Origin of the sequence: Methanomicrobium antiquum (assembly GCF_029633915.1) — an archaeon.
Taxonomy (GTDB): Archaea; Halobacteriota; Methanomicrobia; order Methanomicrobiales; family Methanomicrobiaceae; genus Methanomicrobium; species Methanomicrobium antiquum.
The window spans coordinates 1317640-1342399 of record NZ_CP091092.1 but is presented as its reverse complement, the minus strand read 5'-3'; the positions used below and the strand labels follow the sequence as shown (position 1 = coordinate 1342399).

At 36.6% G+C, this 24760-nt stretch carries 21 protein-coding genes; 14 read left to right on the top strand and 7 right to left on the bottom strand.

What is annotated here, in order from left to right; genetic code table 11:
• The first annotated feature begins 1 nt into the window (after position 1).
• The 9 genes from gatA to L1994_RS06620 all read left to right on the top strand — a co-directional run bounded on the left by gatA (position 2) and on the right by L1994_RS06620 (position 12423).
• Positions 2-1297, top strand: coding sequence for an Asp-tRNA(Asn)/Glu-tRNA(Gln) amidotransferase subunit GatA (gatA, locus tag L1994_RS06660; protein WP_278098678.1), 1296 nt, complete (start codon positions 2-4; stop codon positions 1295-1297).
• A gap of 1 nt (position 1298) precedes the next feature.
• Positions 1299-2744, top strand: a complete 1446-nt coding sequence (gene gatB / locus L1994_RS06655) for an Asp-tRNA(Asn)/Glu-tRNA(Gln) amidotransferase subunit GatB (RefSeq protein ID WP_278098677.1) — start codon at positions 1299-1301, stop codon at positions 2742-2744.
• Between the two features lie 8 nt (positions 2745-2752).
• Entirely contained in the window at positions 2753-5548 is a 2796-nt protein-coding gene (locus L1994_RS06650) for a DNA topoisomerase I (protein WP_278098676.1), read from the top strand.
• Between the two features lie 16 nt (positions 5549-5564).
• Positions 5565-6254: a phosphoglycerol geranylgeranyltransferase gene (locus L1994_RS06645; RefSeq protein WP_278098675.1), complete on the top strand. Its 690-nt coding sequence runs from the start codon at positions 5565-5567 to the stop codon at positions 6252-6254.
• A gap of 7 nt (positions 6255-6261) precedes the next feature.
• Positions 6262-7002, top strand: coding sequence for an RNA methyltransferase (locus L1994_RS06640; protein WP_278098674.1), 741 nt, complete (start codon positions 6262-6264; stop codon positions 7000-7002).
• 339 nt (positions 7003-7341) lie between these two features.
• Entirely contained in the window at positions 7342-7908 is a 567-nt protein-coding gene (dcd, locus tag L1994_RS06635; protein WP_278098673.1) for a dCTP deaminase, read from the top strand.
• A 54-nt stretch (positions 7909-7962) separates the two neighbouring features.
• Positions 7963-9798, top strand: a complete 1836-nt coding sequence (locus L1994_RS06630) for a threonine--tRNA ligase (RefSeq protein WP_278098672.1) — start codon at positions 7963-7965, stop codon at positions 9796-9798.
• Between the two features lie 184 nt (positions 9799-9982).
• Positions 9983-10663 (top strand): DUF4013 domain-containing protein, encoded by a 681-nt coding sequence (locus L1994_RS06625; RefSeq protein ID WP_278098671.1) that lies wholly within the window; start codon positions 9983-9985, stop codon positions 10661-10663.
• A gap of 593 nt (positions 10664-11256) precedes the next feature.
• On the top strand, positions 11257-12423 hold the full coding sequence (locus L1994_RS06620; protein WP_278098670.1) for a cytochrome c biogenesis protein CcdA: 1167 nt from the start codon (positions 11257-11259) through the stop codon (positions 12421-12423).
• Positions 12424-12677: 254 nt separating this feature from the next.
• Here L1994_RS06620 and nifB read toward each other — a convergent pair whose 3' ends face one another.
• Positions 12678-13574: a nitrogenase cofactor biosynthesis protein NifB gene (nifB, locus tag L1994_RS06615; RefSeq protein WP_278098669.1), complete on the bottom strand. Its 897-nt coding sequence runs from the start codon at positions 13572-13574 to the stop codon at positions 12678-12680.
• A gap of 87 nt (positions 13575-13661) precedes the next feature.
• On the opposite strand from nifB, the gene L1994_RS06610 reads away from it, so the two are divergent.
• Genes L1994_RS06610 through L1994_RS06600 form a run of 3 tightly spaced genes read left to right on the top strand, consistent with a single transcriptional unit; the run spans position 13662 to position 15060 of the window.
• Positions 13662-14186, top strand: a complete 525-nt coding sequence (locus L1994_RS06610; protein ID WP_278098668.1) for a hypothetical protein — start codon at positions 13662-13664, stop codon at positions 14184-14186.
• 51 nt (positions 14187-14237) lie between these two features.
• Positions 14238-14777: a hypothetical protein gene (locus L1994_RS06605; RefSeq protein ID WP_278098667.1), complete on the top strand. Its 540-nt coding sequence runs from the start codon at positions 14238-14240 to the stop codon at positions 14775-14777.
• A 43-nt stretch (positions 14778-14820) separates the two neighbouring features.
• Positions 14821-15060, top strand: a complete 240-nt coding sequence (locus L1994_RS06600; protein ID WP_278098666.1) for a hypothetical protein — start codon at positions 14821-14823, stop codon at positions 15058-15060.
• A 37-nt stretch (positions 15061-15097) separates the two neighbouring features.
• On the opposite strand, the gene L1994_RS06595 is transcribed toward L1994_RS06600, so the two are convergent.
• Both L1994_RS06595 and L1994_RS06590 read right to left on the bottom strand, forming a co-directional pair.
• Entirely contained in the window at positions 15098-16594 is a 1497-nt protein-coding gene (locus L1994_RS06595) for an aldehyde dehydrogenase family protein (protein WP_278098665.1), read from the bottom strand.
• Positions 16595-16633: 39 nt separating this feature from the next.
• Positions 16634-16807 carry a hypothetical protein gene (locus L1994_RS06590; protein ID WP_278098664.1) on the bottom strand — a complete coding sequence of 58 codons (174 nt, stop codon included), beginning with the start codon at positions 16805-16807 and terminating at the stop codon, positions 16634-16636.
• Between the two features lie 931 nt (positions 16808-17738).
• Between L1994_RS06590 and L1994_RS06585 the strand changes: the two genes are divergently transcribed.
• Positions 17739-19295 carry a hypothetical protein gene (locus tag L1994_RS06585; protein WP_278098663.1) on the top strand — a complete coding sequence of 519 codons (1557 nt, stop codon included), beginning with the start codon at positions 17739-17741 and terminating at the stop codon, positions 19293-19295.
• Between the two features lie 37 nt (positions 19296-19332).
• Here the strand turns inward: L1994_RS06585 and glnA are convergent, their stop codons facing one another.
• The 4 genes from glnA to thpR all read right to left on the bottom strand — a co-directional run bounded on the left by glnA (position 19333) and on the right by thpR (position 24162).
• On the bottom strand, positions 19333-20652 hold the full coding sequence (gene glnA / locus L1994_RS06580) for a type I glutamate--ammonia ligase (RefSeq protein WP_278098662.1): 1320 nt from the start codon (positions 20650-20652) through the stop codon (positions 19333-19335).
• A gap of 257 nt (positions 20653-20909) precedes the next feature.
• Complete coding sequence (locus L1994_RS06575) at positions 20910-21923, bottom strand: phosphate signaling complex PhoU family protein (protein ID WP_278098661.1); 1014 nt, start codon at positions 21921-21923, stop codon at positions 20910-20912.
• A 326-nt stretch (positions 21924-22249) separates the two neighbouring features.
• Positions 22250-23623, bottom strand: coding sequence for a CCA tRNA nucleotidyltransferase (gene cca, locus L1994_RS06570; RefSeq protein ID WP_278098660.1), 1374 nt, complete (start codon positions 23621-23623; stop codon positions 22250-22252).
• Positions 23623-24162, bottom strand: coding sequence for an RNA 2',3'-cyclic phosphodiesterase (thpR, locus tag L1994_RS06565; RefSeq protein WP_278098659.1), 540 nt, complete (start codon positions 24160-24162; stop codon positions 23623-23625). The genes cca and thpR overlap by 1 nt, the downstream gene beginning before the upstream one ends.
• Positions 24163-24493: 331 nt before the next feature.
• Between thpR and L1994_RS06560 the strand changes: the two genes are divergently transcribed.
• A complete protein-coding gene (locus L1994_RS06560; protein ID WP_278098658.1) occupies positions 24494-24760 on the top strand; it encodes a glutaredoxin family protein in 267 nt (88 codons plus the stop codon).

Sequence of the window (24760 nt, the reverse complement as noted above, 5' to 3'; positions counted from 1 at the left end):
ATTGAAGAAATTCATCTTTGATGCAGAGGATAAAAACAACGCCTTTATAACGACTGTAAAAAATTCGGAATATGGAGAGGGAAACCTTTCCGGAATACCTGTTGCAGTAAAAGATAATATCTCAACAAAAGGCATTGAGACAACATGCGGATCAAAAATACTCAAAGGATACATTCCTCCATATGATGCGCATGTAGTCACTCTTCTGAAAAAGCAGGGAGCAGTTATTGTTGGAAAAACCAACATGGACGAATTTGGTATGGGAACAACAACCGAAAGTTCAGCATATGGCATTACAACAAATCCCTGTGATGAGACAAGGGTTCCCGGCGGCTCTTCAGGAGGAAGTGCGGCGGCAGTTGCTTGCGGGATGGTTCCTATGGCACTTGGAACAGATACCGGCGGTTCAATCAGATGTCCTGCATCCTTTTGTGGAATTGTAGGTTTGAAACCAACATATGGCCGTGTTTCGAGGTACGGTCTTATTGCATATTCAAATTCACTGGAACAAATAGGCCCGATGGCAAAAAATGTCACAGATGTATCAAGACTTTTTGAAGTTATATCAAAGCCTGACATATATGATTCAACAGCAGTTGAAAAACCATATCTTCATACACCATCACCTGAAATAAAGGGCAAAAAAATAGCAGTTCCAAAGGAGTACTTTGGAGAGGGTGTTGATGAAGAGGTCTCAAAGTGTGTTATGAATGCCATCTTAAAATTTGAGGATATGGGAGCGACAATATCTGAATGCTCAATTCCATCCATGAGCTATGCTCTTGCGGCCTATTATGTAACCTGCACAAGCGAGGCTTCATCCAACCTTTCCAGATTTGATGGTGTCCGCTTTGGTCCAAAAGTTGGAATGCTTAAGAAATGGCATGACGAATACCGCGAATACCGAAAGGATAAATTCGGAGAAGAAGTAAAACGAAGAATTCTTCTTGGAACATTTGCACTTTCTGCAGGTTATTACGGCAAATATTATGCAAAGGCAAAAGTTGCAAAGGAAAACATCAAAAAAGACTTCATAAGAGTCTTAAAAGATGCAGATCTTATAGCAGGGCCGACAATGCCAAACATTGCCTTTAAAATCGGTGAGAAAAGCGATCCACTTGAGATGTACTTAAGCGACATCTTAACAGTCCCGGCAAACCTGGCAGGCGTTCCTGCAATATCTGTCCCATGCGGCTATGTAGAAAAGATGCCTGTAGGTCTTCAGATAATTGGAAGACACTTTGACGAAGAATCAGTAATTGATGCCGCATTTGCATTTGAACAGGAGGTGCAGTGATATGGCTGAAACAAAGGATGTAAAAGACCTAAAAGTCATCATTGGTCTTGAAATTCACTGTCAGCTCAACACAAAGACTAAACTTTTTTGCGGGTGCTCCACTGATTACCGTGATGATGAGCCAAACACTCATGTATGCCCGATTTGTCTTGGACTTCCAGGAGCTCTTCCAAAACTAAACAGGCAGGCAGTAATCTATGCACTTAAGGTTGCAAAAGCATTAAACCTTCAGATATCCGATTATTCCGAGTTTTCAAGGAAGAATTACTTCTATCCCGACCTTCCAAAAGGGTATCAGATAAGTCAGTATGACAAGCCTGTTGCAGAAAAGGGAAAGATGATAGTCGATGATGATGAGGGACATGACAAAGAGATTAGAATTACAAGAATTCATCTGGAAGAAGATCCAGGCAGGCTTGTTCACAAGATTTCACGCGACAGAGCAGGATACACTCTTGTTGATTATAACAGATCGTCAATTCCATTAATTGAAATTGTAACAGAGCCTGATATCTCATCTCCAAAAGAAGCAAGGAGATTCTTAAACAAACTTCGTGCAACTCTTGAATATCTGGATGTTTTCGACGGCGAAAAAGAAGGAGCAATTCGTGTTGATGCAAATATCTCACTTGAAGGACACAAGCGTGTCGAGTGTAAAAACATCTCTTCATACAAAGGTGTTGAAAAGGCGCTTACCTTTGAGATAACACGACAAAGGAACTTATTAAGGCGTGGTCAGGAAATTGTTCAGGAAACAAGGCATTTTCTTGAAGGAAGGGGAATTACAACAGGTTCAAGAAGCAAAGAGGATGAAAATGACTATCGCTACTTCCCTGAACCTGATTTGCCGCCTCTGAGAGTTAAGGACTGGGCAGATGAAATTGCACTGCCAGAACTTCCTGATGCAAGGCGTGAGAGATTTATCACTCAATATAATATCTCGGTTAATCATGCAAAAACACTTACAGGCGATATCAGAGTTGCAGTATTTTATGAAAACATTGCATCTTTAGATCCTCAGCTTTCTGCGACATGGATTGCAGATACGCTTTTGGGAGAGCTTTATTACCGTGATATGAAGATAGACTCTGTTTTAGAAGAGAACTTTAAGGATTTGATTGTTCTTTTAAAGGACAAAGAAATTACAGACAGAGTAGGAGTAGATGTTCTTCGGATAATGCTTGATCAGATAAAAAACAATGAAGAATGTGAGATGCCTTCTGATATTGTTTTAAGGCTTGGCCTTTCAAAAGGAAAAGATGACGAATTTTCTGAAATAATAAAAGCAGTCGTTTCAGCCAATCCTCAGGCTGTTTCTGACTTTCACAGCGGCAAAGGCAATGCATTAAATTTCCTTGTCGGTCAGGTAATGAGAGAGACAAAAGGCCGTGCCGATCCAAAAAGCCTGAACAAATTAATAACAGATTATATATCCAAAATGGAGTGACCTTTAAAATGCACCTTATCATAGCTGAAAAGAATATTGCGGCACAGAGAATCGCCGGTTTTTTGGCCGGCACCAGCAAGTTAACTTCTGACAAAACAGGCGGTGTAAACTCATATCATTTCAATGATTCAGTTGCAATAGGTCTCCGCGGCCATGTTGTAGAGGTGGATTTTGAAGAGGGCTACTCTAACTGGCGATCTGAGGTGCATACTCCAAGAACTCTTATCGATGCCGGAATGATTAAAAAACCGACAGAGAAAAAAATAATCTCTTTAATTAAAAAATACGCAAAAAAAGCGACTCTTGTTACAATTGCAACCGATTATGATCGTGAAGGAGAGTTGATCGGAAAAGAGGCATATGAGATTGTAAGATCTGCAAACAAAGATGTAAGAATAAACAGAGCGATTTTTAGTGCAATCACAAGACAGGAAATTTTGAGTGCATTTGACAATCCAACTGAAATAGATTTCAATCTTGCATCCGCAGGTGAGACAAGACAGGAAATTGATCTTGTATGGGGTGCGTCACTAACCCGTTTTATCAGCATTGCCGCAAAAAGGGGCGGTAACAACATATTAAGTGTCGGCCGTGTGCAAAGTCCTACTCTTAGTATGATAGTTGAAAGGGAAAGGGAAATTGATTCTTTTATCCCACAGCCATACTGGATGCTTGGGCTAATAACGGAAAAAAACAGTATCGAAATAGAGGCAAGGCACACTAATGGCAAATTCTGGGTTTATGATGAAGCCAAAACTGCAAAGTCAGCTACCAAAGAGCCTCTTTTGGTAAAAGAAGTACGTGAGGGAACAAAGAATGATTCTGCTCCTACACCATTTGATACAACAGCTTTTATTGTAGCGGCAGGCCGGATTGGACTTAGTGCATCTAATGCAATGAGGATTGCAGAAGAGCTTTACATGAACGGTTTTATCTCATATCCAAGAACTGATAATACAATATATCCTCCATCCCTTGATTTAAATGAGATATTATCCGAGCTTAAAAGAACTCCTTTTGTAAAAGATGTTGAATGGATATCTGAAAACAGAAGAAAAGAGCCGACACGGGGCAAGAAATCAAGCACAGATCACCCTCCGATTCATCCTGCAGGTGCGGCAAAGCCTTCACAGATGAATGAACAGGCATGGAAAGTATATGAGCTTGTTGTAAGACGTTTTCTTGCCACATTATCTCCTGATGCACGCTGGAAAACTATGAAAATTTTGTTTGACGCCGGCGGTGAAGAGTACACATCAACAGGACAGAAACTTGAAACTGAAGGTTACAGACATGTGTATACCTACAGTCAGGCAAAGGATCAAATTCTTCCTGACCTGTCAAAAGGAGAGACTCTGCCAATAAAAGAGATTGTCCTTGAGGAGAAAGAAACTCAGCCGCCGCCACGCTACTCACAAAGCAGGCTGATTCAGCAGATGGAAGAACTTGGCCTTGGTACTAAATCAACACGCCACGATGTTATCGGAAAACTTGTTTCAAGACGCTATGTTGAAGAATCTCCTCTAAAACCGACACTTGTCGGAAAGGCAGTTACAGATACTCTTGAGGAGTTTGCAGCACACATAACAAAACCGGATATGACCCAGACTCTTGAGTCTCATATGGAAGACATAAAAAAGGGTACGAGAAGCAAGGAAATCGTTGTCGAAGAGTCAAAAAAGATGCTTCATGAAATATTCGATGAACTTGAAGCAAACGAAGAAAACATAGGCAACGAGATCATGGACAGGACAGCCGAAGAGCGTATAATTGGCAAATGCCCTGTCTGTGGACACAGCCTTATGATCAGAAGCTCAAAAGGAATGGCTCAGTTTATAGGCTGTACTGCATATCCGGACTGCTCGTTTAACATTGGTCTTCCATCTGCCCAGTGGGGAAAGGCAATAAAAGAAGACAATGTCTGTGAAACACATGGTTTGAATTATGTAAGACTGATTCGGAAAGGTTCAAGGCCATGGGATATAGGATGTCCTCTTTGCAACCATATCAGCTCAAATCTGGAGTCTTTAAGGCTGATGCCGAGTATCACAGAAAAGTTAATCGATAAACTTCATTCTGTCCATATCTATTCTGTTTATGAAATTGCAAATATGGATAAATCCATTCTTGAAGAAAAACTTGAAATAAACTCGCAAATTTCTGAAATGCTTAAAAAAGATGCAGAAGACATTCTTGAACTTTTAAGAAAAAGATCAGAGCTTAGAAAATTTGTAAGGAAAATAATTCCGCCAAGAAAAGGAAGAAGCCATGCAAAAGTCCTAAACGCTGTCATTGATTCTGGAATCAATAGTATAGAAGATCTTTCAAAATCAAACGAAAAAATTCTTTTAAAGATGCATTTAAGCGAGCAGGAGGCAGAAACACTGCTTTATGAGGCAAAGAGCGTCACAAACAAAGAGCTTTTAAGAAATTATGGTGTTCCGGCGGTAAGTCTTAAAAAATACTTTGAAGCAGGCTTTATCTCACCTGATGATTTCTGCAATATTCATCCCGCTTATCTAAGCCTAAAGACCGGACTAAATATTGAAACTGTCTTCAAACATGTTAATTTGGTCTGTTCAAATATGGGAGTCAAAACTCCTGAAAAAATTAGCAAAAAAGCATTTGAAAGTGGTAAAGAAGAACTTCTTTCTATCAATGGAATCGGTGAATCAATGATTGAAAAGCTTTTTTTCGCTGGAATTACAGACATTAATATGCTGAAAAATGCTGATTCTTCTGTTCTGACACAAAAAACAGGATTGTCAGAGGAAAAAATACAAAAAATTCAGGCAGAATGCTAAAATTTACAGAGGCACAATGAAAAACGACTGGAAAAACTGGAAGCATATAACAAAGCTTGATCCTGATAAGGAAATGCCAAAAGAATCTGTTGAGGATATTGTTACAAGCGGTACTGATGCACTTATGCTGTCTGGAACATTAAATGTCACAAAAGAAAATCTGACTCATCTTAGAGAGCAGGTAAAAGAATACGGTGTCCCAATGGTGATAGAACCTGCAGATCCAAGCGGAGCTATTTTTGATGGTGTCGAGGGTCTTTTTGTTCCAAGTGTTCTAAACACTCCTGATACAACATGGATTGTTGGAAAACATGAATACTGGGTTAAAAAAGATAAGGCAATAAAGTGGGATATGGTTGTTCCTGAAGCATATATTGTATTGAATCCTGACTCGTCTGTTGGTAGGGTAACAAAAGCTTTATGCGACCTTAGTGTTGAAGACGTCTGTGCATTTGCTAAAGTTGCTGATAAATATTTCAGATTCCCTGTTGTATATCTTGAATATTCAGGAACATACGGAAAACCTGAAATTGTAAAGGCAGTCTCAGAAACTGTCGAAGATTCGGTTCTTTATTATGGCGGCGGTATTGATTCAAAAGAGAAAGCCTCTGAAATGGCAAAATATGCAGATACAATTGTAGTTGGAAACGCTGTTTATGATAAAGGAGCAAAGACTCTTAAAGAAACAGTAGATGCCGTTTTATAAATTCAAAATGCCTGAAATTGAAATTGTTCTTTGTGAACCTCTTTATGAGGGAAATATTGGTTTTACAGCAAGGGTAATGAAAAACTTCGGTTTTTCTAACCTGACTCTTATTAATCCTCCTGAAATTGGTGATGAGGCCATCGCACGGTCATCACATGCAAGAGATGTTTTGGAAAATGCAAATCATGTGGCATCACTTGATGACGTGATAAAAAAAAGCAATGCTCTTGTCGCAACAACAGGTGAAATTTCAAAAAGTGTAACAACATCTATGCGCATGCCTTACTACACTCCTTCTGAATTAAGAGATATTGTTTCAAAAATAAACGGGCGCGTTTCAATAATTTTCGGGCGCGAAAACTGGGGCCTTTCAAACGAAGAAATTGAAAAGTGCGATATAATCTGCACAATTCCAACATCTCATATATATCCGATTGTCAATATCTCACATGCTGTCGGAATTCTGGCATATGAGCTTGCAAATCTTCCAAGGGGTGATTATAGTGTTGCTTCAAGGATTGAGATGGACTCATTGTATGACCATTTCGACAATTTCCTTGACATAATCAGTCATCCTGACTATAAACGGGAGAATACCCGAAACATGATAAGAAGAATTTTTGGAAGAACCGCGCTTACAACACGTGAGGCATCAACACTGCATGGTCTGCTGAGGCGTGCTGAAAACTTAATAGATTTAAAAGAAAGAGATTTGAAAAATTTTAAAACCGATAATAAAAAAGAATAATTTTGTTTTCTCAATTTTTTAGCGTTTAAATGCAAAATAAATTGTATTGTCAGAAAAAAAGATATTCTGATTACTTTCATTCCGGTTATATTCTGATTAGATTTTGATTATTCTGATTAGATTCTGTTTTTTGTGATACATATTTGTGTGATATTTAGGTTATGGTTTGTAAAAACGAATTAAAAAATTAACTATTTCATGGAATCTGCAATTAAAATTAAAGAATTTCCTTCCCAAAAAAATAAGAACCGACTTTTTTTAATAACTGTTGCAAAAAAATTTCATGGAAGTTTTCAGGAAATTTTAACCGATTATCACTCCAATATCTGATGGTTAAATATGATCCTTGTTGACTGGCAGATTAAAGATCGTATCGAAAGGGGTTTTATTGGCATAAGTCCGTATGATTCAAAATTCATACAGCCCAATTCCCTTGATATACGTCTTGGCAGACATTTTGTCTGGTACGAAAAAAGTGACGAAATAATTGATCCATATGACGGGGATTCAATAAAGTCCGGTGTTTCTGAAAAGACCGCTGATTATATTGATATACATCCCGGAATGTTTGTTCTTGCAGAAACACTTGAGACAATCACACTTCCTGATAATATTGTCTCTACTATTGAGGGAAAAAGCAGTATTGCACGTCTTGGCATCACACTTCATCAGACTGGCGGATGGATTGATGCCGGTTTTTCAGGTACAATAACTTTAGAGATTGCAAATGTCAATCAAAGGCCGGTACGTCTTTATGCAGGAATGCCTGTCGGCCAGCTTGTCTTTTATACAACAGAGCGGTCATTAAATCCATATGGTTCCAAAGGCGATGCAAAATATCTGCATCAGAAAAATGCCACCCTGTCGCGCTATTATGAAAACAAAAAACAGGATGCCGTACTATAACGATAACCTAAATACCAAAAAAACCAATTTTTAAGGACACTGGAGAAACTAAAAATGCGACTTTTGTTGATTCATTCTGACAATATAAAATACATAGCACAGAAAAAAACCCCTGTTGCTGAGGAAGAAGTAATACTTGAGGATTCACTTGATGAAGCGCTGACTGTTTTTTGCGCTGTTGAGTCAGTCGATGAAGAAAATATTCCATATATTATTTCAAAGACAAAAGAAGAAATTCTGGGTACGGTTGAGAAGCTTGGAGTAAAAAATGTGATGATTTACCCGTATGCTCATCTGTCAAGTGATCTTTCTGCACCAAAGACTGCGATTGAAGTTTTAAAAGGCATTGAAGAGGCATGTAAGCAGGATAAGTCCTTAAATGTAAGACGCGCACCTTTTGGCTGGTATAAGGCATTTACACTATCCTGCAAGGGTCATCCGCTATCTGAGCTTTCAAAGACAATCGTTCCTGAAGAAGAAGCAGAAAAAACCGAAAAAAAGAATATCATTCATAATTTCTTTGTTCTTACTCCAAAAGGAGAGAAGAAAGACTACAGGGATTTTGTCGATGATTCTCCTCTTGGAAAACTCATCAAAAAAGAAACCGGTATGGGTGTAGAACAGGGAGGGGATCCGCTTCATGTCGAACTTATGCGCTCCAAAGAACTTGTAGACTATGAACCTTTATCTGATGTTGGTCATCACCGCTGGATGCCACGCGGAAAAATTGTGAGGGATCTCCTCTCTGATTATGTCTTAAATCTTGTTTTGGATTATGGCGGAATGCCGGTTGAGACTCCGGTTATGTATGACCTTGGAAACTCTGCAATAAATGAGCATGCCGCCAAATTCGGAGAGAGACAGTATAGGTTCAAATCCGGAAACCGCAATATGATGCTTCGTTTTGCCGCCTGTTTTGGAATGTTTTCGATAATGCATGATATGCACATTTCTCCAAACAATCTGCCAATGAAGATGTATGAACTCTCAACATACTCCTTCCGTCACGAACAAAAAGGTGAGTGCATCGGACTTAAACGTCTTCGTGCCTTTACAATGCCTGATATGCACTCAATGTGTGCTGATATGGCACAGACGCTGAAATGCTTTGAAGAACAGCTTGTAATCGGATGGCAGACCGGAAAAGACTTTGAATATCCGCTCGCCGGAGTCTTCCGCTGTACAGAGGACTTCTATAAGGAAAATGAGGGATGGGTCAAAAAGATTGTTCAAATGTCTGATGCTCCGATGCTTATCGAAACTTTATCTGACAGGGTTCACTACTGGATTGCAAAAGTTGATCTGGCGGCAATTGACGGTCAGGGAAGACCGATTGAAAACCCGACAGTCCAGATCGATGTTGAGAGTGCAAAACGCTTTGATATCAGCTATTACAACACCCAAAATGAACTTGTGTATCCGCCTATTATACACTGTTCACCTACCGGTTCAATAGAGCGTGTAATATGCGCTCTTTTAGAGAACACCGCATCACAAACTGTTCCAATGCTTCCTGTCTGGCTTTCACCAACCCAGGTGAGAGTTGTACCTGTTGCAGAGCGTCACCTTGATTTTGCTGAAAAAGTCTGCACAGAAATCAATGCTTCTGATATAAGATGTGATATTGATGATCGTGAGGAAAGTGTTGGCAAAAAGGTAAGGGAAGCAGGAATGGACTGGGTTCCGTATGTCGCAGTTATTGGCGATAGTGAAACCGAATCAAAAAAACTCACAGTTACGATAAGAAAAGAATCTGAACCCAAAAAGCCGGTTAAAATTGAATGCAGTGCAGAAGAGCTTATTAGTCGTTTAAAAGATGAATGCAGGGGATATCCTGTAAGGGCTCTTTACACTCCAAAGAAACTTTCTATGAAACCAAGATTTATCTAAAGTGCGTTTATTAAACAATAATTTCATGAGGATATCATGAAAATCAGAATTTTTTTTTTCATGGTAAATTATCAAAAAATAAAATTTTTTCTTTTTTCCAGATATTTTTTTCAGATACAAGCCGATTATCTTAAATCTAAAGAAGATGCATGTTTAAAAATCTAATTTATAGATTGGTGAAATTATGGGTAAAGATATTATTGGCAAAGCATTTTCCAGCACTGGTGAGGGCTTTGTAGGAGAATGGACAAAGTGGATTTTATTGATTGTATGCTCTCTTATTCAGAGCATTACATTTGGAATTGTTCCACTTCTAAACGGTTATATTCTAAGAATTTTTTCAGCAGATAATAAAGCGCCTGAAATTGACAGCTGGGGCAAAATGTTTGTTGATGGCTGGAAGTTCAACATTGTCTGCCTGCTTTATATGATTCCGGCAATAATCATTGCAGTTGTATTTGGTCTTTTTGCACTGGTTCCTGTTTTGGGAGCCGTGGCTTTGGGAAATCCCGAAGAGTTAATGGCATTATTCGGCATTTTCACCGGTATTGCAATAACCGGTGTTGTAATGCTTATTATGGCTCTTTTCATGTTCATGGGTCTTGTGCGCCTTGGAAAAACAAACAAGATTGGAGAAGCGTTCAACTTTGGTGAAATTACAAAAACGATTGGCAGTGGCGCAGGATGGCTTGGATATATAGGCTACTGTGTTCTTTTATGGATTCTCCTTGTTCTCTATATTCTTATTGTTTCAGCACTGAACTTTATCCCGTTCCTTGGAATGATAGTAGGAATTATTGTTACACCACTGGTCTGGGTATTCATTGCATATTACCTGAAAAATGTCTACGAAGCCAAAGATTAAAGAAGAATTTAAAGATTCAAAATTTTAATTTTTTTCCGGTTTTAAACGATTGACTTTTTTTTATAACTAACGATTTTTTAAGCGATTGACTATTTTAAACTGCTAAAAATTGTGAAGGATTGAAGATTAAAGTGACTAATGAAGCTTATTATCTGACAATTTTGACAATAAATATTCAATGAAACAGAATTTAATTTTAGTCTTTCTATGAAAGTTATTTCGTAATTGCTATGAATTTTTTTTCATTAAACATGATCTGCTATGAAAATGTTGCATGAGATATCAATTCATGGATAATTTTCTCTAAAAACGTCCATGAAAAATATATTTCATGCACCGGTTTCATGTAAGTTACGAAGTAACTTTCATGTAAAACCCGCATGATGAGCTTTTTTCATCACACAAAAAGTGATGATAAGTCTATCAGGAATTTTTGACTTTCATAGCAAACGCACATGATGAGCTTTTTTCATCACACAAAAAGTGATGATAAGTCTATCAGGAATTTTGACTTTTATAGCAAAAAGCATACTCTCAGACTGTAGTTATAAAATAATCAATGCTTAAATAAAAGTCGAACAAATATTAACAAAATGCTTTTCAATTGTAAAAGAGCAACAATTGCGATTATTTGCCTTTTTTTCCTTGCCGGATTAATGCCTGCTTTAGGATCTGCTGATTCTGCAGATGATGAATTTTTTTCCGGTCATGAATATTCAGGCGTTTCAAATACAACAATTACTGTTTTTTACAATAAATACTGCAGTGCATGCCACAGGGCAATTCCAACAATTGAAGAGATTAATAAGAAGTACCCAAAAGTTACGACAGAGTTCTATGATACGTATGATTCAACCGCAAATCTAACGCTCTTATATGATTATGCGGACTATTATGGGATTTCATATCCTGCATACCCTATAGTTTTTGCAGGAGACAGTGTTGTCCTGCAAGGCACCTTTTCTATAAATGAAAACTTAGAAGATGTCCTAAAAGCGCTTGACTCCGGTGCCATACCTGACATTGAATATGAAAAAAAATGGACAGACAATGGTGAAGAGAAGGAAGAAATTAAATCAAAAAATTCAGATGAAATAACTATATTAATAGTTGCAGTTGCAGGTCTGATTGATGGAATTAACCCATGCGCTTTTGCCGTTTTAATATTTCTTTTAATATCACTTTTATCAGCAAAATCACGAATAAATCTGCTGGTGACGGGCGTTTTCTACATATTTGCTGTTTTTTTGTTTTATATCCTGGCCGGTGTCGGACTTATGAGTTTTGTCCGGATTTCCGGAATTACATATTACTTTGGAATATTTGCCGGAATTATTGCAATATTTGCAGGTATCATAAATATCTCTGATGGAATTTTAAAAAATTCTTCTCTTTCACTTTCAATACCAAAAAATTTCAAAGATAAATTAGGAAAAACAAGCAGGAATATTTCAATTCCTGTAGCTTTCATTCTTGGATTGATGGTTGGAATATTTGAGCTTCCATGCACCGGGGGAATATATCTTGCAGTTATCAGCCTGATTTCGTCAGAGATGACATTATACCAGGGGTTGCCATATCTTATATTGTACAATTTCTTTTTTATTCTTCCGCTGATTCTGATAACAGTCGCAGTATATTTTGGCATGTCACCAAAAGTCATCGACAGATTCCGTATAACTAATAAAAAAATAATGAAGATTGCAATGGGGGCAATATTGATTTTTATTGGAATTGCCGTTCTTTTATTCCAGATTTAAAAACGACATAGTTATCAGTTCTGGTTTAAAATAATAAAAATCCGTTTCTGATTTTAAAATATCTGAAATTTCCGGCAATAATAAAAAATCTGTCTAAAATAATTGATGATTGTATAAAAATTTAAGTTGCTATGAAAGTTACTTCGTATCATACATAAAAAGTTACATGAAATATAATTTCATGAACGTTTTCATTAAAATCACGTTGTGATTTATATGAAATTTATGCATAAGATAATTGTTTCATATTTTTTTTATTCTTTACTGTAAAGGCAACCCTGAACATCCTGGCCCAGTTTTCCAATTGCATCTGATCTGCACCGCTGACAATGTCTCATCTGTTTGACATAAGGCGAGCATTTATCCTGCATATTCTTTTTCTCTGCAAGAGTAGGAGGTACAATATCCTTGAATTTGTACTGCGGTATTACGGGAATAAGATTGTATGTGAAAACTCCCATCTCTCCTGCTTTTCTTGCAATGTCAACAATATGGTGATCATTAATGCCGGGGATATAGACTGTATTTATCTTTACAAGCATCTTTTTGTCTATAGCCATTTTTATGCCTTTAAGCTGTTGCGAAAGAAGTTTTTCTGCCGCTTCTCTTCCATGAAGCTTTTTTCCTTCCCATTCAACAAATGAATAAATCTTTTCTCCGATAGCAGGGTCAATTGCATTTAGCGTAATTGTCAGATTGCCAACACCATATTTTTCAAGTTCATCAATCTTTTCAGGAAGAAGAAGGCCGTTGGTACTCAGGCATTTAATTGGTGTCGGGTAATTTTCTTTTAAGAGTTTTAATGTATCAAAGGTTTCTTCATTTGCAAGAGGTTCTCCCGGACCTGCGATACCTATAACTTTTATATATGGAAACTGCTTTAAGGCCTTTTCTACCAGTTCAAGCGTCTCTTCAGGCTTTAATACAGTACTGCAAACACCGGGGCGGCTTTCATTTACACAATCAAAATCACGAACACAATAATTACACTGGATGTTGCATTTTGGTGCTACAGGAAGGTGCATTCTGCCGGAGGTGTGGCAGGCTTTTTCACTATAGCAGGGATGTTCATTTATTTTTCTAAGCTGTTCGGGATCATATGGTACATCTTTGCCGTCAATTTTGGCTGTTGGATATTCATTTTTGCTCATACTTAACCTTACAATGTAGATTAACCTAATAACTAAAAAATATAACCAAAATGACTAACAATAATAGTACTTAAAGGAGGCTTGAAAATGAAACATCTAAAATTTATATTACTGCTCGCAGTAATGACATTTTTTGTAGTTCTAACGGGTTGTACGTCTACTGACAGCACATATATTGCAGAGCCGGCTACAACTGTAACGACAATTACTCCGACTGAGACCCTAAAGGTTATATCAGAACCTTTAATTTTAAAAGCAGGTGAAATGCCGGATGAAATCATCATAACACATGAAGCAAAGCCTGTTAATGAAAACACAGCAGTTCTTGTTTACTACACTCTTGATTCAAAAGCGACAGATTCAAAATCAAATCAGGATGGATGGAAATTTATTGTTACAGCATTTGCATACAACACTGACAAAGTATCTGATTTCAATCCAAAAAGTATCCAGGACATAATAAACTCAGGTGTGCCGTATCAGTCAAGAAACATCCACTTATATCCAAAAAATGTGTATCCTGACAAAATTGAGATCTCAAAATCACCATCCGGGCAGATAATCGATTTAAACAAACCGTATAATTATGGAATCCTGTTTACGCGTCAGTGATGATGCAGGCAATCCGATAATTTTTTTAAATTTCAATTCATTTTTACATATATGAAACATTCATTTTTCCTGATACTGTTGTTGGCAACAGGACTTGTATTTCTCTCAGGCTGTACATCTGACAGTACTAAAATTGTTCCTGAAACACAATCACAAACACCCGCATACACGCAGACTCTGACACCTACAGAAGAGCAGTATGCAGTAACTGAGCCTGTACTTGTAACTGGTGATGGAATTTATTCAACAAAAATTACTGTTAATGCATCGGATCCTATAAGCAACACCCTTGTGGTTACAGTAAAGTATGACAGCACAAATCAATTTGGAGCCACAGGTTCTGGTATGGTCTTAATGTCAACAATATTTGCATACAATTACGCAGATGTTTCTGCATCATTCAATCCCAGGACAAAGGAGGACGTAATTGCGGCAAAAATACCCTATAAGAATGTTCTGACAACTGTTTATCCAAACAACAAGAAATCAGCAGTCGCCAAACTTCCAACAGATTCAACACAGGGCTCTTTTTCGCCTGACAAGCCATACAACTATGGAGCAATTGTTGTTATTGAGGACACCATAAACTGATATCTGAACTTTGATGAATTTTGATGAACTTTTAGGTATATCTATGAAAAAAAAAGTATCAGAGCTTGAAAAATATGAATGTGGAATAATAGAGAGCATTTATGGATTTAAAAATGAGCTTGAGTGTATGGGAATTGCAGTTGGAACAGAGATAAAATCTATATCCGGAAGGGATGAAAAAATTACAGTTATTTCCCTCAGCAATAAAAAAGATGAAAAAAATGAAATTGTCCTTTTAAACGATGTCGCATCAGAAATACTTGTAAAGACATCTGAACCTTAAATTCAGGTATTATTTATTAAAGTGTTCAGGCATTAATTTAGGGATTATTAATCACAAGAAGTTTTTCTTCAGTCATTTCCCTGATTGCATAGCGCGGACCTTCCCTGCCTGAACCTGACATTTTCACACCTCCATAGGGCATACAGTCAACACGGTATGTAGGAATATCATTGACTATGATCCCGCCGGCATATGTTTCTTCATAAAAAAATCTGATGTTTCCAATATCTTTTGTAAAAATTCCGGCCTGAAGGCCAAAGGGTGAGTTATTTATCTTCTCAATTGCCTCTTCAAGGGTATTGTAGGGCGAAATTGTTGCTGCAGGTGCAAATATCTCTGTTTGGCTGACAGCCAATTCAATAGATGCATCTGATATAAGTGTGGGATATAAGAAATTATTCTCAAATTTTTTTCCGCACAAAATCTTTGCACCATTTTGTTCTGCTTCATCAATCTTAGATAAGGCTTCTTTTAATGCATCTTTTGAAATTAGCGGTCCAAGCATCACTCCTGATCTCTCTGGGTCGCCCGGAATTACTTTTTCAAATCTCTCTTTTAAGCTTTTAAGAAGCTCTTCATAGATTTTTTTATGCGCAAATATTCTCTGAACGGAGATGCATACCTGACCTGCGTTTGCAAGAGCACCGGTTGTGATTTTTTCTGCGGCGTAATTTAAATCTGCATCAGAATGGACTATTACAGCCGCATTTCCACCTAATTCAAGACCTGCCTTTTTTCTTCCTGCAACCGATTTTAAATGCCACCCGACAGCAGGACTGCCGGTGAAGCTTAAATATGAAATTCTGTCATCAGTTACCATATTTTCAGCAGTTTTCGAACTGCATGGAATAACATTAACAGCATCTTTTGGGTATCCGGTTTTTATTAAAAGATGCCCCAGAAGAAGTGCAGATAGTGGTGTCTTTGAAGCCGGTTTTAGAATAAATGAATTTCCGGCGGCAATTGCCGGGCCTATTTTGTGGCATGCAAGATTTAAGGGATAGTTAAACGGAGTTATCGCAAGTACAGTTCCGATTGGAAACCGTCTTATTAGTCCTGTGTGATCTTCTCCCTGAATTGTTCTGTCAAGTGAGATAATATCACCGTCCATTCGTACAGATTCTTCAGCTGATATTTTTATTGTCTCAACTGCCCTTTCAACTTCTGCTGATGAAAGATCACGGACTTTTCCTCCTTCTTTTATTAAAATTTCGACAAATAAATCTTTGTGCTCACAGATTAAATCAGACAGCTTCTCCAGAATTCGGCGTTTTTGATAGGATTTTAATTTTTTTGTCTTCAAAAAACCTTTTTGGGATGAAATAATAGCATCTTCTGCGTCTGATTCTGATGCAGAATATACTGATGCAAATCTCTCATCTGTATAGGGATAGATGACATCAATAAAATCACTGCTTTTTTTGATTTCACCGCCGATGATAAATCCTAAAGGATCTAATAAACTATTTTCATCTATTTTTGATTTTTCTTCAAAAATCCGGCTAAAATCTTTAAGGAAATTATTTTCAGGCATAATACTTTATTAATGCAAATATTACAAAATAACTTTCTGTTATTCTGTACTATGGAATTTTTTAAGGAAATATTCAAGAAGGTAATAAACAACAATTATTGCAATTACCATTATTATCAGTGAGTATGGAAATTCGCTGTAAATATTTCTGGCAATGTATCCGGCCATTACTGCGATGAAAAGTATAAAAATTTCTTTGTGATCAAATTTCATTCTGTTTTCCATTTTTAATCATGAAATTAATACAATTTATTGTTATCTCATTGTCAGATGATTTTTATCCTGATGCTCTGTAATTGTTATTTTTTTATCTTTGCTCTTTTACTTTTTTTTAAATCTATGCTCATGTTAAATACCTCTTTGCAGGCAGGGGGCAAGACCTTTCAGAATTAAATTTTTTGCAAATATATACAGGCTCTCAAGTACATACGCAGGTATTTCTAATTGGGAGATTAAAAAAGACCTCAAAACCAGGTGAGTCAGAGAGAAAAAGATATATTTAGCTAATCCAATGATTCTATTGTCAATGTTTTGATTAATAATTTAAGATCATCTGAAATTTTTTATGTGGGGCCAAGAACAAAATTAATTAAAATAATAGGTTAAGAACAAAAATTAGCTAAAAGGAAAAATAAGCTAAGAACAAATAAGTTATGAAAAAATAGGTTAAGAACAAAAATTAGCTAAAAGGAAAAATAAGCTAAGAACAAATAAGTTATGAAAAAATAAGGTAAGAACAAAAAAGCAGTCAAAGAGTCACATAAGGGCTAAGCATAAATTTTATCCTTTTAAAAACCTTAAATTTAAAAAACATTTATGAAACAAATGTTTCATGTAAAAAAGTCCATGTAAATCACAATGTGATTTTACAAAGGTAAATATCAGGAATTAATTAATCTGAACAGGGGGGGTTTGGATACAAAGAAAAGTATTAGCATCCGGAATAATCTGTATAATTATTTTATTCATATTTACAAACAGCGCCGGCTGTATTGGAGAAAATAACTTTACAAATGTAGATGATACAAATAATAAATCCAATTCTTACAATACTGTCACAAACAATACTGATAATTCATCTGTTTCAGAATTTTTTAATGCGACAATAGACAGAATTTGTCTTTTTTTAACTGGAAATCAGAGTTTGAAAAATGCTCCTGTTAATATATCCTCAAAAGTCGATGAATTATCACTCGTAAAAGATGAAAATCCAAAAAAGGAAGAATCAATAAGAGAATTTATTTCAAAAGAGATAAACAGCTCTGTTATTGTTGAATCCGCTGATTCTGAATCTGAGATAAAAAAAGAAATTTATGCAATTCTTGTTGAATCAATTCCCACAGGCAATAAAACCGGAAATAATATTGAGGGATTTGAGTCCAGAATTTTTCCTCTTATTATTGACTCAAATCTTGGAAATCCTGATTATCTGTCCCGTAAAAACGGAATAAAAATAACAATTCTTTTGGATAACAAAAACCGCCTTGGAAATACTATCTGGGCACATGAAGCCTTTGCAACAGACATTATCCGCCGTATTTACAAGAGTGGGTTTGGTGAGAATGTTGGATTTGTCTCTGTACTTTTTATTGATGCTACGACAGATGAGGATTTGATTTTATTGACTCTTAATGCCGCAGATGAAAGAAAATATGAGGATAAATGGAATGATGAAGACAGTTACATCTGCAGTCTTGGCTGGTCTGAATTATTGATACCAAAAGAAAGCAAAATTATATTCTATGAAAAAAATGACGCTTCATTATGCAGTTCTCTGGCATATGATGAAAAGAACACCGAATCAATAGAAAATGATGCATATTTCAAAGATTATGTTCCAAAAACCTATACAGAAATTGCTGAAAATCTAAATGAAATTGACAAATTCAGCAAAGACGGGGATTACAAAAACGTAATAAAATCGGCGGCGGCACTAAATAACCGGCTTTTTACAATTAAAAATGAACTAAAAAAGATCTCTGTATCAAAAGACTATAAAGATAAAAAAAATGAATTGATGGATGTAATTTTTCTGATTTCTGATGCAATGTCTGACTATTGGTATTTTGGAGAGTATTCTGATAGTGAAGCACTTCTAAGAGCATCAGAAGGTGCCAGAAAGGGTCTTGAAAAATTAAATTCTCTTGCCGCCACTATGAATATTGTACCTTATGAAGTTGATACTGTAATTAATTCAAATGATTATCATTTTGTAGATACACACAGTCTTTGTGACAGCTTTTTTTATAAGGATAAATCAGGAGGCAATGATCTCTCTTTTAAAGTTGAGGACTGGACGCTTGCATCCGGCATTCTGGCAAAGAATGTTTTAACTGGTGAGGTGAAGCAGATTAAGGCAGATTATGATGAGATTTTTCTTTTGGTAACACTCAGATTTGCCCATCTTGGCTATCGCGGTTTTGGAGTTGACGGTGTAAAGACTCCTTCTTTGAACTCATTTAAATTGTATTATAACGGCGATGAGTACAGTCCTTTTGCTGTCACTGATTATATGCAGAATGTTGGTGTTCCATATTATTCAAAAAAGCTTGGCAGGATGGAAGTATTTGAATCAGTTTTAGTATTTCCGATAAAAAAAGATCTATATGGTGAGAATTTCATTGATAAAAGAGCATTTTTGAGCTTATCACCAGAGGGCTATGATGTTCAGACCTGGAGTCTTAAAAAAGAGATGTTTTGAAGAAGAGTTATTGTGAAGAAAAGATATTGGGTTTTTTTTAGTATCTGGAAAGATACTGTTCTACTTCCCATGGGTGTACAGTTGTTCTGAAGTTGTCCCATTCGATTCTGGCTAAATCATCAATTCCGGATACTACATGTTTTCCAAACAGATTACAGAGAAGTTCATCTTCCATGAAATATTTGTTTGCGGTTATGAGATCGCCCGGAAGAGTGTCGATATGTGCGAGATTTCTTTCTTCTTCGGAGAGTGCAAAGATGTTTTGTTTTGCGCCTGCCGGAGGCTGCATCTCTTTTTTCATGCCTTCAAGACCTGCGGCCAGAATTGCGGCAAATGTAAGATAAGGATTGCATGTGGGATCGGGGCTTCTTAATTCAACACGTGTCGATTTGCCGCGGGGAGCCGGAACACGGATTAATGCCGTCCTGTTAGAAGCACTCCATGATATATAAACCGGTGCCTCATACCCCGGGACTAAACGTTTGTATGAATTTATTGTCGGGTTTGCAATACGTGTGATGCTTTTTGAGTGGCTTAAGACACCTGCTATAAAGTGCATTGCAACATCTGATAACTGAAGAGGTGTATCAGGATCATAGAATGCGTTTTCACCATTCTTTGAAAGAGAACAGTTTGTATGCATTCCGCTTCCGTTTATGCCAAATACCGGCTTTGCCATGAATGTTGCATTAAGGTTGTTTAGAAGGGCAATTGTTTTTGCAACAAATCTGAATGTAATGACGTTGTCTGCCATTTTAAGAGCATCACCGTATTTGAAATCAATCTCATGCTGTGATTGTGCAACTTCGTGGTGGGATGCTTCCACATCAAAACCCATGTCAGTCAGAGCAAGAACAATGTCGCGTCTGACATCCTCTGCAAGATCTGTTGGTGCAAGGTCAAAGTATCCCCCCTGATCTTTGAACTCTGTTGAGGGTTTTCCGTCAATCATCTTAAAGAGGAAGAACTCAAGTTCAGGTCCTGTGTTGAAGGTATAACCCATGTCAGCCGCTTCTTTAAGCACCTTTTTTAGAATATAGCGTGGGTCGCCTTCAAAAGGTGTTCCATCCGGCATATATACATCACAGATGAATCGTGCCGCAACAATATCTTTTCTCCATGGAAGAACAGCATAGGTTTCAAGGTCCGGCTTTAATACCATATCAGACTCTTCGATTCGTGCAAAACCTTCAATTGACGATCCGTCAAACGAGATTCCGTCAGTCATTGCTTTTTCAGCCTGTGCTTCAGGAATAGCAACATTCTTTATTTGTCCCTGAATGTCAGAGAACTGAAGACGAATGAATTTTACTTTATCATCTTTTATTCTCTGTAGCATTGTAGAAACGTCTGTCATGATCATAAGTAGAAGGATTCTATATTTATAGTTCACCCTATTTTTAATTTAGATTCACTATAATCAATATAGATCTATATAGTAAATCTTTATAACAAATCAGGTTTTTCTCTGAAAAAGACAGGGTTTGACTATAGTTGAGGATTTTTTGGACTTATCACTAAAATAATAGTCTGGTAAAATCAGGTACGTTTCAAAATTATCTGGATAAAAACGATTTGGATCAAATTGAGTGATAAGAATCAAATTGTTTGGTTCTAATCTGTATTGTTTTCCATTACAATATGGTTAATTGATGTCTCGCAGATGACTCCTGTGTATTCTCCGATTCTTTTTAGGTTTTCGAAGATGTATCCTATGGAAACTACACCGCTTCTTCCCATATCAAAAAGGTCGTGGCTCGCTTCATCGCATTTTTTGTTGTATTTTTTCACATTCAAAAGAACTTCATTGGATTTTTTCAAATCACATTTGAAGAATGAATTGATGCCTGAGTTGAAAATATCCATGACTTCGGTGGTCAGAGATTGAATTTCGTCCATTATTTTTTTTTCAATTGAAACGAAAAGAAGTGATTCAACGTTTTCTGCGACTTTTACAACCTGATCTCCCGCACGTTCCATGACTCTTGAAACCTGGAGGTAATGAAGCGCCATCTCAACATTCATCCCCATTTCGCGGGATAATGAGACGTTTCTTAAAAGCAGGTTGTATTGTCTTGAAATCAGCCAGTAAAGCTTGTTAACATCTCTGTCTCTTGAAATTACATCCTCTATCAGGAAGCTGTCGCGTGTTTTTAAGGCGAATACAGCGTCTCTTAACATCCCGTCTATTATCACAAACATTCGTGAAATTACATTTTCAAATGGCATCTCTCCGGGATTTAGTAAATCCTTTATTGTGATGCTTTTTTCGGTTTCTTCTGACACTTCCTGTCCGACAGATGCCTGAATAAACTGTCTTACGGCTTTATGCGCAAAAGTGGGAATTCTTGTCGGGGTTATAATTTTTATTGTATTAAAACCTGTGACATATGCACCAATTAAAAGGCGGTATAAAATTTCTGAATCGTCAATATCTTTTAGGTTGAATATTTTCACTCTTTCAATCATTCTACCGGTTATTTCAGGTGTTATTGTAAGTGATCCGTCAGACTGTACAATTAATCCAAGAGGATCATTTTTCTGTATGCCTGAATTTTTGACCCACTCCTTTGGAAGAGAAATAATATATGATGAACCGCCTGTTACCTGGACTTTCCTAATCTCCATATGAATAAATCACCTTAAATAACCTGCATTAAAATTTTATCTCTGCAGAATATAGTTAAAATCAGACTTTATTAATATATATATTTACTCTACAGAATCTATATAGATAATATAGATCTCGGCTTTGATACTATACAACTTTGGAACTATACATTTACTGATATCGTTTTTCATCACACAAAAAACCTGATAATTATTTCTGGATTTTTTACTTTCATGGCAATTTAATGTGCATTGAAACATTTGTCCAATGAATGCCTTAAAAATGAAAAAATAACCGGGAATTCTTGATTTAATAAATTACAAAATATTATATTATCTTTTTTTTATCTTTTTTTATCTGCATCTAAAAGAATCTCTGATAATGGTGAGATTTTGGTTATGAACTCATAGAGAAATTCAGAAAACTCCTCAGTCCAGCAGTCTGAATTTTTAAGAATCTGATACTCATCCAGTATTGACTTTTTTACATGCTTTCCAAGTCCAGATTGCTTAAAATCATCTGAATTAAAGAGGCTTTCAGCGGTTGAATGTCTGCGTTTTATTTCAACATAGTATTTCCCTTCTCTTATGTACGGGCCTGAAAATGTCTGTCCAAGGTGTTTTGAGATAAATTTCTCTGAATTTTCCTCTTCCCAGACCGGAGGGCCCTGGCGCCTTTCAATTACCGGAAGAGTGTCATACAATAGTTCAAATAATAATAAACTTTTTTTATTCCCCATAAAATAGCCGGAACGGTTAATTGCAAAATTGTTTCTCTCCAAAAGCGCAGTTACAGATGAGGCACTTTTTTTAAGCTGGGGAACAATGACGTCCGGGATAACTCCCGGGGTGTCAAATGAAATTCCATAAAAAATTGTTTCTCTTTCATTTATTTTTTCTGAAAACTCAGATCTTAAGAATATCTCTCTCTTTTTTGCCCTGAAAAATTCACATGACGGATTTTTCAGATATCCTCTTGCATATTCTGAAAATTCATACATTCTTGTAGCTGAAAGAGAGGCGGCGACATTTCTTTTTGGATCTACCGGGTCTATTACAACAAGCGGATCATCAAATTCTTTTGCCTGATGTTTTTCAATATCAATTACAATTCCCGGATGCCATTTTGAAGCGGCATTAATACACTCAAAAAACCCTCCATAATATGCAATTAAAATTTCACACAGATATCCTGCAAATCCGCCTGTCATCTGATCAGAACCATATACTCCGCATGATTTTGAAAATTGTTTTAGCAGCAAAACATCGTCTGAAAGACTGACTATTTTCTCTTTCATATAGCGGGTGTGAAATGGAGTTCTGTCAACTGCACTCTGGATTTTAGAAGCGTCTGATACAGCGTAGCAGGGAACAAGGTCAACATCATATCCGCGGATGTTTGCGTTTATATATGGATGTTCCGCATACTTTTCAACAATTTTTCCATTAAAAGAAAGTGCAATCTCTCTTGCAAGAAAAAGGCCCTTTTCTTCAAGCTCTTCTCTTGGAAGTGAAGGTGAAAAAAGCATGAATATGTCGAGATCGCGGTCTCCGGAAACCCATGTATCTCTGGCAACAGAACCTGCAACCATTCCTTTTGCAATCCCGCTTTTATCAACTGCAGAGACTAAGTCATCTGCAATTTTAAAAATTTGATCCTTTTCTTCCGATTCTGGCCGGATTTTGGCAAGTATTTTCTCTTCACATTCACGGTGCATTAAAATGAAACCTCCAGGATGTCTTCATATACTGGTCCTTTTGGTGTAAGTGTGCTTTTTTTAAGCTTAAAGCCGCAAACCTCAAAATCACATATCTCTTCGTCTTCAAACAATTTAATGGCAGGCATAAGAGAGTTGTGCCATCTTTTAATTCTGGCAACAGTTGCATGGAGCTTATAGGAGCGGTTTTCTTTTTCTATTCCAAGAGGATAAAGAGCATCTTCTATTATTTCAACAAGCATTGTTGTTTCTTTATTGTCATATCCTTCAATCCATACAATACGTGGAGATTTTTTGCTGTTTAGTTTAAGCCCCTTAAGATTGATATGATATTTTGAATATTTTATCAAAAAGAGACTTTTTTTAATCGACTCTAATTGTTTATCTTCAACATCGCCGATGAACTTTAGTGTAATGTGTGCATAATCAGGATTTACCGGGTTTATTCGCGAATCTGTATCTAAAAGGCACTTTTCTATCTTTGATATTTTTTCCTTTGCCAATTCCGGAAGTTCAATTGCAACAAAAACCCTTGTCATTAACTATTATATTGTCACTTTTCAATCTAAATTTTGCCTCAGGTTATTGTCTGATTGCTATGAAAGGTAATTTCGTAACTTACATGAAACAGTTAGCATGAAATATAATTTCATGAACGTTTTTATGGCAGTTATTAATGACTTTTGAATGAAATGTGAAGAATAATACCTTGAAATTTAGGAAAAAACACTTGATATGATATGATTTTTCAATAAATCAGAATAATTGCTTTTGAATAAAAGAATAATTGATAAACATCCTGTCCAAACAACAGACTTTTTATTTTCCAAAACCAACTAAGTTACAATCACCGATTGGGGGATTTTTTTAGTGTCCAATAATCTGAAAATAGTTGTATATTCTCTTGAAAACTGCCCGAACTGTGAATTGCTTAAGGATTATCTTAAGGAAAACGGTTTTTCTTATGACGAGCTTGACCTTGCAGAACCGGCAAATATGACAGAACTTCGATTAAACAACGTCTTTGTAAGAGAGGCACCTGTCCTTCAGGTGAATGAAACATTTCTTACATCAAAAGAGCTTTTCCAAAGCGGTTGTGTAAAAGACGAAGTCCTCACCTTGTGCAAGGGTGAATGA

What these genes read in the sequence shown, in the direction of transcription:
- nifB (WP_278098669.1), bottom strand. Translation starts at nt 13,574, where the DNA reads ATGAGCAAAAATGAATATCCAACAGCCAAAATTGACGGCAAAGATGTA.
- cca (WP_278098660.1), bottom strand. Translation starts at nt 23,623, where the DNA reads ATGCACCGTGAATGTGAAGAGAAAATACTTGCCAAAATCCGGCCAGAA.
- L1994_RS06575 (WP_278098661.1), bottom strand. Translation starts at nt 21,923, where the DNA reads ATGGAGATTAGGAAAGTCCAGGTAACAGGCGGTTCATCATATATTATT.
- L1994_RS06610 (WP_278098668.1), top strand. Translation starts at nt 13,662, where the DNA reads ATGAAACATCTAAAATTTATATTACTGCTCGCAGTAATGACATTTTTT.
- L1994_RS06650 (WP_278098676.1), top strand. Translation starts at nt 2,753, where the DNA reads ATGCACCTTATCATAGCTGAAAAGAATATTGCGGCACAGAGAATCGCC.
- L1994_RS06600 (WP_278098666.1), top strand. Translation starts at nt 14,821, where the DNA reads ATGAAAAAAAAAGTATCAGAGCTTGAAAAATATGAATGTGGAATAATA.
- thpR (WP_278098659.1), bottom strand. Translation starts at nt 24,162, where the DNA reads ATGACAAGGGTTTTTGTTGCAATTGAACTTCCGGAATTGGCAAAGGAA.
- L1994_RS06595 (WP_278098665.1), bottom strand. Translation starts at nt 16,594, where the DNA reads ATGCCTGAAAATAATTTCCTTAAAGATTTTAGCCGGATTTTTGAAGAA.
- L1994_RS06625 (WP_278098671.1), top strand. Translation starts at nt 9,983, where the DNA reads ATGGGTAAAGATATTATTGGCAAAGCATTTTCCAGCACTGGTGAGGGC.
- L1994_RS06590 (WP_278098664.1), bottom strand. Translation starts at nt 16,807, where the DNA reads ATGAAATTTGATCACAAAGAAATTTTTATACTTTTCATCGCAGTAATG.
- L1994_RS06645 (WP_278098675.1), top strand. Translation starts at nt 5,565, where the DNA reads ATGAAAAACGACTGGAAAAACTGGAAGCATATAACAAAGCTTGATCCT.
- L1994_RS06640 (WP_278098674.1), top strand. Translation starts at nt 6,262, where the DNA reads ATGCCTGAAATTGAAATTGTTCTTTGTGAACCTCTTTATGAGGGAAAT.
- glnA (WP_278098662.1), bottom strand. Translation starts at nt 20,652, where the DNA reads ATGACAGACGTTTCTACAATGCTACAGAGAATAAAAGATGATAAAGTA.
- gatB (WP_278098677.1), top strand. Translation starts at nt 1,299, where the DNA reads ATGGCTGAAACAAAGGATGTAAAAGACCTAAAAGTCATCATTGGTCTT.
- L1994_RS06630 (WP_278098672.1), top strand. Translation starts at nt 7,963, where the DNA reads ATGCGACTTTTGTTGATTCATTCTGACAATATAAAATACATAGCACAG.
- L1994_RS06620 (WP_278098670.1), top strand. Translation starts at nt 11,257, where the DNA reads ATGCTTTTCAATTGTAAAAGAGCAACAATTGCGATTATTTGCCTTTTT.
- dcd (WP_278098673.1), top strand. Translation starts at nt 7,342, where the DNA reads ATGATCCTTGTTGACTGGCAGATTAAAGATCGTATCGAAAGGGGTTTT.
- L1994_RS06605 (WP_278098667.1), top strand. Translation starts at nt 14,238, where the DNA reads ATGAAACATTCATTTTTCCTGATACTGTTGTTGGCAACAGGACTTGTA.